Origin of the sequence: Desulfotignum phosphitoxidans DSM 13687 (assembly GCF_000350545.1) — a bacterium.
GTDB lineage: Bacteria > Desulfobacterota > Desulfobacteria > Desulfobacterales > Desulfobacteraceae > Desulfotignum > Desulfotignum phosphitoxidans.
Genome location: NZ_APJX01000002.1, coordinates 340,713 through 352,356 on the forward strand (window position 1 = coordinate 340,713; position 11,644 = coordinate 352,356).

An 11,644-nucleotide genomic window follows, 5' to 3' on the forward strand; every position below is an offset into this window, starting at 1 on the left:
AACACAGGTGTCTGGTATGTTAGAAAAAATAATTTCCGGGGGCCAGACCGGTGCGGATCAGGCGGCACTGGATGTGGCGCTTAAATACAATATTGCCTATGGCGGATGGATTCCTAAGGGAAGAAAAACCGAAGCCGGTCCTTTGCCCTCACGATACCGGTTGTCGGTCATGCCGACGCCCGATTACCGGGACCGGACCCTTCAGAATATTCTGGACTCCCAGGGGACGGCTGTTTTGTACCACGGACGTCTCATGGGCGGATCCAGACTTACCCGGGAACTGGCAAAAACCCAGAAAAAACCCTGTATTGCCGTGAATCTGGTCACCCATGATCCCTTTGAAGCGGCGATGACACTTCAGGCATTTGTGCAGGACCTGAAGATTGGTGTGTTGAATGTCGCAGGCCCCCGGGCCAGTCATGATCCGGATATCTATATGGATGTCAAGATGGTTCTGGAGATTCTGGTGTACCTGATGTTTCTGGACAAAGAAGTTACCTGGCCCTATGACATGGCGTTGGATGTGGACCCGGTTTTCCCGGATTCCGTGGATGCTGCGGTGGATCAGGTCATGTCGGATCTGTCCCTGAAATCAAAAACCGCTGTGGCAAGGCTGGATCCGTCAGATATTCAGATGGTTTATTTCTCCTGGGTGGATGCCCTGCGGTTCCGGCTGGGTCTGGATACCGGAAACGCGGCCCTGGTGGATGTCTGCCAAAGGGATGCAGATGTGCCTTACTTTACTGTTGAAGATGCGGTCATGGTCATTGTCAAAGCGGTGAAATCCGCCTGTGAACAGGCCTGCCGGCTGCGGGTCGTTCAATGATACCCATCCGGGACAACCAGGTGTCCGACTGTGTGCCTGTGGTCACGTATGGATTGATGGGTATCAATTTGCTGGCCTGGCTGTTTCAGGCCCAGGTGGGGGCCAGTGAGGCCTTTTATTATTTCTATGGACTGGTACCGGCCAAGTACACGATCCATGAGATGTCCCGGCATTTTTCCGGGTTCAACCATGTGTATTCCCTGTTCACTTATATGTTTCTTCATGGGGGTTTCTGGCATCTGCTGGGAAACATGTGGTCTTTGTATATTTTCGGGGACAATGTGGAAGCCCATTTCGGTTCGTTGCGTTTTTTGGGGTTTTACGTGCTGTGCGGACTGATTTCCGGGGCATTTCATTTTTTGCTCAATCCGTTTTCCATGGTCCCCACCATTGGCGCCAGCGGGGCCATTGCCGGTGTCATGGGCGCATATTTCATGCTGTATCCCCGGGCTAAGATCCTGACACTGATCCCCATCATCATCATTCCCTGGTTTGTTGAAATACCTGCATTCATATTTCTGGGGTTCTGGTTTTTGATTCAGTTTCTGAACGCTGCCGGAGACGGTGCCGGAGCCGGGATTGCCTGGTGGGCACATATCGGAGGATTCATCGCCGGCCTGGTGCTGGTGAAACTCAACCGCCAGGTTCCCGGAACCGGCGCCCGGCAGAAAATTCAACAGTACACCCGAAAACAGCACACCCCGAAACTTCAGACCATACTGGCCACCCCGGCTTCCGATGAATCGGATCTGTACGGCACCATCGAGGTGTCTTCTCTGGAAGCGTTGACGGGTACAAAAAAAATGATCACCATCCCCTGGGGGTTTTCCAAACCCTTGTACCGGGTCACCATTCCCCCCGGGGTGAAACAGGGAAACCGGCTGCGCCTGGCCGGCATGGGCCGGTCATTGCCCGGGAAGCCCAAAGGAGATATGTTTTTGACCATACGGATTAAAAATGCGATTTAAATCTTTGAGCATAAAACTGTTGATGATTCTGGGTGGGGTGGCACTGGTTCTGGCCATCCTGGCCGTCAACCTGCCCATGGTGGCCCAGTGGTTTATTGAATATCGGTATGGGGCGGTGCTGTCATCACAGCACGTGCAGTTCAAGGTGTCGCATGTGGGAAAAAACCGGACACTGATTTCTGACTTAAAATGGGGCAAAGATATGTCAGCGGACCTGGTATCGGTGTCGTATGCGTTTGACGGCTGGGGTGTGCCGACCCTCAAACACCTGACTTTGTCCGGCCTGACAATCAATGCGATGTATGATTCGGAGCAAGGAGTTTTAATCGACCCTGTTTTACAGGGCAGCCTGACTTCGGAGCCGCCTCATTTAAAAGATAGTGCATCAGTAGATTTCAAAACCAGGGCTGCATCCTATGTTTCGTATCTGCCAAAACAGATTGAAATAAACAATGCCCGGCTGATACTGAAAATGAATCAGGACGTCACAGTGATCCCTTTTAACGGCGCCCTGGCAATGAACAAATCTGATCAGGAGATGGTGTGTGAAGCAAAATTTTATCCCTTTGGTCAGCAGGTGACGTTGAAAACACGGGTTCATGCCGTGACCGGCCTGGAAACATTTCATCTCAACGCCCGGGCGTTTGATCTTGATCCCCTGGTTGATTTTCTGACTGTCAAAAAGAGCCCATGGTCCGGGATCACGGACTGGTCTGTGGAAAAATTGACCCACAATACCTGGCAGATAGAATTGTCAGATATGATCATGTCAAGGCCCGATGGAATCAAAATCCCACATGCCGTGGCCCGGATTTTAAAAGAGCCTCATCAGATCACCGTGCTGGGAGAGATGGGTGTGTCCCACCCGGATTTTTCCGATTTGACCGGGTCCGGCCGGGCCCAGGTGATGCTGGATGCTTCCGGATTCGGTATCCGGGATGTGAACCTGACCTGGGAGACCCGGCCCATGGAAAAGCTGGCGTTCCGGCACACCGATGTTACCGGCGTGGTGGAGCAGCCGTTTGCCGCATTGTCACTGCATATAAAGGATCATGCGGTTGATGGAAATATGACGGTTTCCTTTTCACAAACCCATATTGAAAAGCAGGGCTGGCAAGTGGCCTCGGGTCAGGGGTCGGTTCAGTCCGATATTTTGGGCGATTGGAATGCCGGTCCCCTGACCTTGGACCTGACATCCCGCTTGTCCGGGATTCATATGCATACCCGGGACGGGGATGTCCGATTGAACCGATTGGATACAGCAGGTAGAGTTTCCATGGATATGACCGGCGGACTGCCGGGCACCCCCCGAATGGATCTGACCACGGAACTGGTTTCCGGCAGTGTCACGTTTCCGGATAAAAAGATGGCTGTGCAGGGGATCTGGGCACAGATACCGGTCACCTATCCCCATGTGGGCAAAGCAGGCCGGTTTTCCATGGAAAAACTGATGATTGACAATCAGCCCTTGTTGACGGGCAAAGGCAGTATTCACAGGACCGAAAAAAAAGCTGTTCAGTTTGACGGCACATTTCAGATGCCGGAGTCTGATGCCATGACCATTGCGCTCAATGGAACCGCCGGTCTGGATCCCGGCATTCATGGGCACGTGACTGTCAAAACAAACCGGTTCAAGGTGTCACCGTCCCAGTTTGAAAAAATTATGCCGCAATTCTTGTTTCCGGTTGAATATGATCTGGATGTTCTGGTATCCGGATTTGCGGAATGGAAAAGTCATCACCTGTCTACAGGGGGGGATCTGCGCATTTATGACGGGTCTGTGTCTGTACCGGATCAGAATTTGACACTTGAACAGATTCAGGGGCACCTCAAATTCAATGATCTTCTGGCACCGGCATCGGTTCCGGGCCAGAAGGTGACCATTGCCCGGATTCAGGCCGGTGATTTCAAGGCCACGGATGCAGTGGTGCGTTTCACCCTGGAAAAAGGGCCTTTTCTGCTGCTGGAAAATATGCGGGTCAACTGGGCCGGCGGTCGGGTGTCCACGGAATCTTTCCGGATGCCTTCGGAGGATCAATCTGTGGACCTGACCCTGTATTGTGATCGGATTCAGTTGAATCAGCTGCTGGCACAGATGGGCGGATTCGACGCCCAGGGAAACGGGAGTCTGAACGGCCGCATTCCCGTGAAGTACAAAAACGGGGAGATCTCGTTTGACAATGCATTTTTATTTTCAACCCCGGGGCAGGGGGGGCGGATAGTGATCCGGAACCCTGAAAAGCTGATGGCCGGAGTTCCCATGGATTCCCCCGGATTCAGCCAGCTGGATCTGGCAGGAGAGGCGTTAAAGGATTTTGAATATACCTGGGCCAAACTCACGTTTACCACCCAGGGGGACACATTGACAGCGAACATGGAACTGGACGGCAAACCCGGCCGGATACTGCCTTTTGTCTATAAAAAAGATATCAATTCGTTTGTCAGGGTGGATGCGAAGAGTCCGGGTTCCCGATTCCAGGGGATTCAGCTGGATGTGAACCTGACGGTTCCTTTCAACCAGGTGGTGACGTTTGGCAACAAGATCCGGAAACTGTTAAATTAAAAGGAGAGATGATGACCCTGATACCCCGTTTCATTTTACTGGTATGGATGGTTATGATGTTCAGCGGATGTCAGACCCGCCATGAAGTGGATGTCAAACCTGTGGAGGTCAAGCCCATTCACATCACCATCGATGTGAATATCAAGGTGCAGAAGGCATTGGATGACTTTTTCAGCGACATCGATGCCCAGGAAGACGAAATCATGGAAGAACTGGAGGAGAAGAAAAATGAGGATTAAACAATGGGCCCTATATACGATCATTGGCATTGCAGCTGTGCTGACACTGGCCGATTCCGTGCCGGCCCAGGGAATCAAGGAACGGATGAAAGAACGGCTGCCCGTGATTGCACAATTGAAAACCCAGGGAATTGTGGGTGAAAACAACCGGGGATACTTAGATTTCGTGGGCAATGAAAAAACCCATGAAGCCCTGATCGCCCAGGAGAACCAGGACCGGAAAACCGTGTATGCCCATATTGCCAAACAACAGAACACCTCACTATCGGTTGTGGAAAAGAACCGGGCCCTGCAATTGATAGAACGGGCCGCACCGGGCACGTATGTCCAGATGCCGGACGGCACCTGGGTCCAGAAATAACCGGATCGATCTGATGGCGGAAGGCTATTCCGCCATCAGATGTGTCAATTGGTTGTGGATGCAGTAGTAAATATCTTCATCACTGCCGTAAACATCGATCACATCCTTGTGGTCAATCAGTTTTTCCACCACAAATGCGGTCAGATACAGGCTGGCAATATTGGGGTTGGCAACCAGGGTGCGGAACGGGGCGACCGTGTAATCGATGTCAAAATCCTCTGACTTGATCAATGTGTCTAAGCAGCGGATGATCTGATTTTCGATGGCGGATTTGCTCACGGTTTCAATGAGCCCGCTCTCGATCAGTTTCATGGATACTTTGTTGGCAAAAAATTCGATATTGTCCCGGATCGCATTCAGGGTTTTGATCCGCTCTCTTTCTTTGGATGATTCAATTTTGGAAAGGAGTTTCGCCTCTCTGTTTCCGGAATAAAAAATTTTAGCCATGATATATCTCCTTCCCTCTGCATCGGGTTTTTTTTGTATTTTTTGCTAATCGATTATTATATTTATAAATCGGGTATTTGGCAAGGAAAAATCTGTATATCCCTTGATGAATTTATGTGTGGGGGCTGCATATTGAACGAGGTTTTGGGTTTTATGCATACAAAACAAAAAGGGCGTTCAACGAATATCGTTGAACGCCCTTTGAAATCTGGTGCCCAGGAACAGAATCGAACTGCTGACACGGGGATTTTCAGTCCCCTGCTCTACCGACTGAGCTACCTGGGCGTGAACAGCAAACGAATGGGTTTATATGTTTTTTGTCCGGGGATGTCAAGCAAAAAATAAAACTTTCATGATGGCGCTACATATCTCCCAGTCGGTGCTGGATCAGGGCGGCCCCGCACAGGGATGCAGTTTCCGCCCGCAGGATCCGGGGTCCCAGAGAATAGGGGATAAATCCGCTGGCAGATGCCCGGTTGATCTCGGATTCTGAAAAACCTCCTTCCGGTCCGATCAGCACCAGGGTCTGGTTGCGGGTTTTGCCGGGCATAAGTTGAGACAATGAGTCGCCGCCCTGTTCCCAGAAAGCGATGCAATGATCAAAGTCTTTGGCCATTGCCAGGATGCGGTCAAATGTCATGGGAAAAGAAATCTCCACCACCCGGCTTCTTTGGCATTGTTTAATGGTTTCGTTTGCGATGGTCTGCCAGCGCTCCATGCGCCGGTCCAGGGCTTTGGCATCCGGTAAAGGGATGGAGCGTTCACAGAAAAAAGGAATCCACCGGGTAATGCCTATCTGGGTCAGGCCCTGGATGACATCATCCATTTTCTGATATTTGAGCATACCGGTGCACACGGTGAGCAAAAGAGGGGATTCGGTTTGAGACAGCCGGGTATCCATGATTTCCACGGTGACCTGTTCCCGGTTGCAGTCAGTGATCCGGCCGGAAAAATCGGTTCCCATCCCGTCGGTGAGACTTAAGTGATCACCCCTGGAAAGGCGCAGTACCCGGGTGATATGCCGGGCATCAGACCCGTCAAGAATAACCCGGTTCTCACAAAGGGAATCCCCGGGGATTAAAAATTTCTGCATTCGTTCACCTTGTGTCTGTTTTTTGTCAAATCATACGGGGTCTTGGGGAAAAAAACAATCCTTGTTCCAGACGTTCGGGGTTTAATATGTTGACACCCGAAGGACACTTTGATAAATTTTCATGGTTTGGATCTATAATGATCCGGTTAATTTTTGAAAAAATGAGAGGGTGCCATGGCCGGAGAAACAAAACAGGATGATCCGATAATTGAATTGACGGATGTGGTGGAAGATGCTGAAGACATGGAAGATATCTTGTCGGATGATACCTTCTCAGAGGATGAGATCCCGGACGGCAGCTTTGATGACACCGCCATTGAACTGACGGATATGGACGAGGTCAGTGATATTGAGATGGATATCGAAGACATCGAGTCTGAAGATCCGGTACAAGATGATCCATCCGAAGAAATGCCGGTCTCCCAGGAACAGATCGAGGCGGCACTGGAACGGGTGATCGAAAAAAAGTTTGCCCAAAAAATTGAACCGCTGCTTTTTGATACAATGGAGCGGGTAATTTTACAGGAAATTCAAAAAATAAAGACCGCCCTGTTAAAAGATATGGATCGCATCGGTCCGTTTTGACGGTTAAGGATACATTGGCGTAACAAATTCTGGGGATTCATTTACGGGTCCCCTTTTTCATTAATATGGGTATTTAGGAGCAGATTATGGGTTCGGATTCTCTGGACAAAGGGTATGAGCCGGCAGGGATTGAAGAAAAATGGTATCAGTTCTGGCAGGACAACGGATTTTTCAAAGCAGAAGATACCAGTGAGCACCCGCCGTTTTCGATCGTTATTCCCCCGCCCAATGTCACGGGTGTGCTTCATATGGGCCATGCCCTGAACAATGTGATCCAGGATATCATGTGCCGATACCGGCGGCTGCTGGGTTATAATGTGCTGTGGATGCCGGGCACGGATCATGCCGGTATTGCCACCCAGAATGTGGTGGAACGGGATCTGGCGGCCCGGGGCAAGAATCGGGATCAGCTGGGCCGGGAAGCCTTTATCGACGAGGTCTGGAAATGGAAGGAAAAATCCGGCGGTGCTATTATCAATCAGCTTAAACGGCTGGGAGCCTCCTGTGACTGGGACCGGGAGCGGTTCACCATGGACGAGGGACTGTCCGATGCCGTGCGCAAGGTATTTGTCCGGCTGTACAAGGAAGGTCTGATATATGAAGGCCAGTATATCATTAACTGGTGCCCCCGGTGTCTCACGGCCCTGGCGGATCTGGAAGTGGAATATGAGGAACAGGATTCATACCTGTATTATGTAAGGTATCCTTTCAAAGGACACAAAAAAGGACTGACCGTGGCCACGACCCGGCCGGAGACCATGTTCGGAGATACTGCCGTGGCCGTAAATCCGTCAGACGCGCGGTTTGCAGATCTGACGGAGACACATGTACTGCTGCCCCTTACCGACCGGATGATTCCCATTATCCGGGATACGTATGTGGATACGGCGTTTGGTACCGGGGCACTGAAAGTGACACCGGCCCACGACCCCAACGATTTTGATCTGGGGGAAAAACACGGCCTGGATCGGATCAAAGTGATCAATGACAAAGGGTTGATGACCGAGGCGGCCGGGCCGTTCCAGGAGCTGGACCGGTTTGAATGCCGGACCCGGGTGGTCAAGGCCCTTGCCGACCAGGGGCTGCTGGAGAAAAAAGAACCGTTGAAACACAGTGTGGGCAGCTGCTATCGATGCCGGACCGTGGTGGAACCGGCCGTGTCCAAACAATGGTTCGTCAAGGTGAAACCTTTGGCGGAAAAAGCAATGGAAGCGGTTCGTTCCGAACAGACCCGGATTATACCGGATATCTGGTCCAAGACTTATTTTGACTGGATGGAAAATATCCGGGACTGGTGTATTTCAAGACAGATCTGGTGGGGCCACCGGATTCCGGTGTGGAAATGCCCGGCATGCAATCATGTGATGGTGGAGGAAACCGATCCGGTTGACTGTGCCGTGTGCGGATCCAAAGAGATTGTCCAGGAAACCGATGTATTGGATACCTGGTTCTCCTCGGCTCTGTGGCCGTTTTCCACCATGGGCTGGCCGGAAGATACCCCGCTGCTCAAGACTTTCTACCCCACCAACGTGCTGGTCACAGGCTTTGACATTTTGTTTTTCTGGGTGGCCCGGATGATGATGATGGGCATTCATTTCAAAGAGGAAGTCCCGTTCAAGGATGTGTACATTCATGCCCTGGTCAGGGATGAGCATGGCAAGAAAATGAGCAAATCCAAAGGCAATGTCATTGATCCGTTGAAAGTGATCGATCAATACGGCGCAGATGCCTTCCGGTTCACCCTGGCGGCCTTTGCAGCCCAGGGCCGGGATGTGAAAATGTCTGAATCCCGGGTGGAAGGATACCGGCATTTTGTGAACAAATTGTGGAATGCGGCCCGGTTTTCATTGATGCACATCACTTCCGAAGACACTGGGTTTGAGGATGACAACTTAACCCTATGGGAACGCTGGATTCTGTCCCGGTCGGCTGCGACATCCCTGGCCGTGAAACAAGGGATTGAAAATTACCGGTTCAACGAAGCGGCGTCTGCTGTGTATCAGTTTGTGTGGCACGAATTCTGTGACTGGTTTATTGAAACGGAAAAACCGGCCCTGTATGAAAAACAGGGAGGGATTCGAAGAAACACGGCCCGGGCTGTGCTGGCAACGGTGCTCAAAGATATCCTGGTGATGCTGCATCCGTTCATGCCCTTTGTCACCGAAGAGATTTATCATCTGCTGCCCGCAACGGAAGGCTCGGTGATGCAGGCGGCGTTTCCCTATGCAAAGGATACCTACACCCGGTACAGAAACGAGCCGGTTGAAGCGGACATGGCCTTTGTGTTTGATTTGATTTCCGGTGTCCGGAACATCCGGAGCGAAATGAACATCCAGCCATCCATGAAAATCAAGGTGCTGGCCCACACGGAAAATGAAAAAGAAAAATTGCTGATCGTGGAAAACAAGGCCGTGATTTCTACCTTGGCCACCATGGAGCGCCTGTCTTTCTGTGATCTGGAAAATGTGCCCAAAGCCTGCGCCAGTTCCGTGAACGGCAACACCACCTGTTTTGTATCCCTGGAAGGGGTGATTGACTTTGAAAAAGAGATCCTTCGGCTGGAAAAAGAACTGGAGAAAAATACCAGGGAACTGGTCGGGGTTCAGAAACGCCTGGGAAATGAGAGCTTTCTGGAAAAAGCCCCCCAGGAAGTGATCGACAAGGTCCATGCCCGGCATGCCGATCTAACGGAAAAAAATGAAAAACTGGCAGCCAATCTTCAACGTATTCAGGAAATGGCATAATCCATGGACATGATCCAACAGATAATCGCGCTGGCCCTGTTTGAGGATTCCGGGCTCGGGGATATCACCTCAGAGAGTATCCTGCAACATCCCCGGCAGGGCCGTGGCGTGATCGTTGCCAAACAGGACTGCATCCTGGCGGGAACCGATGTGGCACGGAAAACATTTCAGATGCTGGATCCCAATGTGTCACTCCGGTTTTTGTTCCGGGACGGCGATGCCGTGTCCAAAGGGGACGACTTGCTGCGGGTGGACGGGGATCTGCTTTGCCTGCTCAAGTCGGAACGGGTGGCATTGAATTTTTTACAGCGGCTGTCAGGCATTGCCACCTTGACCCGGGAATATGCGGCGGTATTGAAGGGGGCTTCGGCCCGGCTGACCGATACAAGAAAGACCACACCCGGCTGGCGCTATCTGGAAAAAGAGGCGGTCCGGGCCGGTGGCGGGTATAATCACCGGTTTTCCCTGTATGACGGTATTTTAATCAAAGACAACCACATTGAGGTGGCCGGCAGTATATCTGCTGCGGTCCAGGCCGTGAAAAACCGGACCTCCCATCTGATGAAAATCGAAGTGGAGGTCTCAACCATGGATCAGGTGGACCAGGCCCTGGCAGCGGGTGCGGATGTGATCATGCTGGACAACATGTCAATAAAAGAGATGGCTGCGGCTGTGATCCGAATCAACGGCCAGGCCCTGGTGGAAGCATCGGGCAATGTTTCCATGGAAACCCTGAAAGAGATTGCAGATACCGGGGTGGATGTGATTTCCTGCGGCGCACTGACCCACCAGGCCCGGTCGGTTGATTTGAGTATGCGTCTTTTTTGACGGCCTGAAACGTCAGTCGTCGTAAGTCAGACAGTTCCGCCCGTTTTCCTTGGACCGATACAGGGCCTGGTCCGTGCGGCGGATAAAAGAGGTGACATCTTCACCGGGTTTAAGTTCACTGGCACCGATGCTGATGGTGATGGATTGATGAACGCCGGGTTTGGGCTCAAATACCTCCTGACCGATGAGGTTCTTGATGCGGTATCCCACCACACAGGCTTCTTTAAGATCGGTTTCCGGTAAAAGGACGGCAAATTCTTCACCGCCATATCGATAGGGCGTGTCCATGGACCGCATGCAGGCATTGATGATACGGCCGATGGCCATCAAAACCTTGTCTCCTTCCAGATGGCCCCAGGTATCATTATAATGCTTGAAATGATCGATATCCAGAATCAATAGCGACAAATGATGCTGATATCTTTCATTTCTTTCAGTTTCTATTTTGATCTGCCGGAAAAACTGGCGGGAGTTGTACAGCTTGGTGAGCGCATCCGTGATGGCCAGGTGTTCCATTTCCTTGAGCAGCCGGTTATGTTCCCGTTTAAGCCCCGCCTCCCGCAATACGCGCTTGATACGCAGGTCCAGCTCTTCAAAACGAAAGGGCTTGAAAAGAAAATCACTGGCACCGGTTTTGACGGCTTCTTCATAGGAATAATCCGCATTGTAACCGGTCATGACCATGACTTCCATATCATATTTTTCCTTGATAATGCGGGTCAGTTCCAGGCCGTCCATCCCCTGCATCATGATATCGGTGAGCACCACATCCACCAGGGATGTCTCCAGTTTTTCCAGGGCTTCTTCCGCACTGGAAACAGCATCCACCTGATAGGAAATCAGGGTAAGATATTCGCTCACCGAGTCTTTGACCGCATCATCATCGTCAACAATCAGAATCTTGTGTGTCATATTTTCTCCCGGGACAGGGGGGTGGTCATATGGGGTGATCTTGACACTTTTTTCTACAATTGATACATGTATCCAAAA

The 11,644-nt window shown here is 51.3% G+C and carries 11 protein-coding genes and 1 tRNA gene; 8 read left to right on the forward strand and 4 right to left on the reverse strand.

Translation table 11 applies throughout. The features are described from left to right. Positions 1-16 precede the first annotated feature (16 nt). The 5 genes from DPO_RS06120 to DPO_RS06140 are packed head-to-tail and all read left to right on the forward strand — an operon-like array spanning position 17 to position 4,957. Entirely contained in the window at positions 17-826 is an 810-nt protein-coding gene (locus DPO_RS06120) for a putative molybdenum carrier protein (protein ID WP_006964882.1), read from the forward strand. Continuing rightward, entirely contained in the window at positions 823-1,794 is a 972-nt protein-coding gene (locus DPO_RS06125) for a rhomboid family intramembrane serine protease (RefSeq protein WP_006964883.1), read from the forward strand. Before DPO_RS06120 ends, DPO_RS06125 begins: the two co-directional genes overlap by 4 nt. Then, positions 1,784-4,357 carry an intermembrane phospholipid transport protein YdbH family protein gene (locus DPO_RS23750; protein WP_006964884.1) on the forward strand — a complete coding sequence of 858 codons (2,574 nt, stop codon included), beginning with the start codon at positions 1,784-1,786 and terminating at the stop codon, positions 4,355-4,357. Before DPO_RS06125 ends, DPO_RS23750 begins: the two co-directional genes overlap by 11 nt. Positions 4,358-4,365: 8 nt before the next feature. After that, positions 4,366-4,596: a YnbE family lipoprotein gene (locus DPO_RS06135; RefSeq protein WP_236609910.1), complete on the forward strand. Its 231-nt coding sequence runs from the start codon at positions 4,366-4,368 to the stop codon at positions 4,594-4,596. Then, the gene (locus DPO_RS06140) at positions 4,586-4,957 is read left to right on the forward strand and encodes a YdbL family protein (RefSeq protein ID WP_006964886.1); all 372 of its coding nucleotides are present in this window, start codon (positions 4,586-4,588) and stop codon (positions 4,955-4,957) included. Before DPO_RS06135 ends, DPO_RS06140 begins: the two co-directional genes overlap by 11 nt. A gap of 24 nt (positions 4,958-4,981) precedes the next feature. Here the strand turns inward: DPO_RS06140 and DPO_RS06145 are convergent, their stop codons facing one another. The 3 genes from DPO_RS06145 to DPO_RS06155 all read right to left on the reverse strand — a co-directional run bounded on the left by DPO_RS06145 (position 4,982) and on the right by DPO_RS06155 (position 6,497). Next, complete coding sequence (locus DPO_RS06145) at positions 4,982-5,404, reverse strand: hypothetical protein (protein ID WP_006964887.1); 423 nt, start codon at positions 5,402-5,404, stop codon at positions 4,982-4,984. A 209-nt stretch (positions 5,405-5,613) separates the two neighbouring features. Next, positions 5,614-5,689: transfer RNA gene (locus DPO_RS06150), tRNA-Phe, on the reverse strand. 76 nt (positions 5,690-5,765) lie between these two features. After that, positions 5,766-6,497 (reverse strand): RsmE family RNA methyltransferase, encoded by a 732-nt coding sequence (locus tag DPO_RS06155; RefSeq protein ID WP_006964888.1) that lies wholly within the window; start codon positions 6,495-6,497, stop codon positions 5,766-5,768. Positions 6,498-6,671: 174 nt separating this feature from the next. Between DPO_RS06155 and DPO_RS06160 the strand changes: the two genes are divergently transcribed. From DPO_RS06160 to nadC, 3 genes are all read left to right on the forward strand, one after another. Next, positions 6,672-7,082 carry a hypothetical protein gene (locus tag DPO_RS06160; RefSeq protein WP_006964889.1) on the forward strand — a complete coding sequence of 137 codons (411 nt, stop codon included), beginning with the start codon at positions 6,672-6,674 and terminating at the stop codon, positions 7,080-7,082. Positions 7,083-7,168: 86 nt separating this feature from the next. After that, the gene (locus DPO_RS06165) at positions 7,169-9,826 is read left to right on the forward strand and encodes a valine--tRNA ligase (protein ID WP_006964890.1); all 2,658 of its coding nucleotides are present in this window, start codon (positions 7,169-7,171) and stop codon (positions 9,824-9,826) included. Between the two features lie 3 nt (positions 9,827-9,829). After that, complete coding sequence (gene nadC / locus DPO_RS06170) at positions 9,830-10,654, forward strand: carboxylating nicotinate-nucleotide diphosphorylase (RefSeq protein ID WP_006964891.1); 825 nt, start codon at positions 9,830-9,832, stop codon at positions 10,652-10,654. A gap of 12 nt (positions 10,655-10,666) precedes the next feature. Here the strand turns inward: nadC and DPO_RS06175 are convergent, their stop codons facing one another. Continuing rightward, the gene (locus tag DPO_RS06175; RefSeq protein WP_006964892.1) at positions 10,667-11,566 is read right to left on the reverse strand and encodes a GGDEF domain-containing response regulator; all 900 of its coding nucleotides are present in this window, start codon (positions 11,564-11,566) and stop codon (positions 10,667-10,669) included. Positions 11,567-11,644 lie beyond the last annotated feature (78 nt).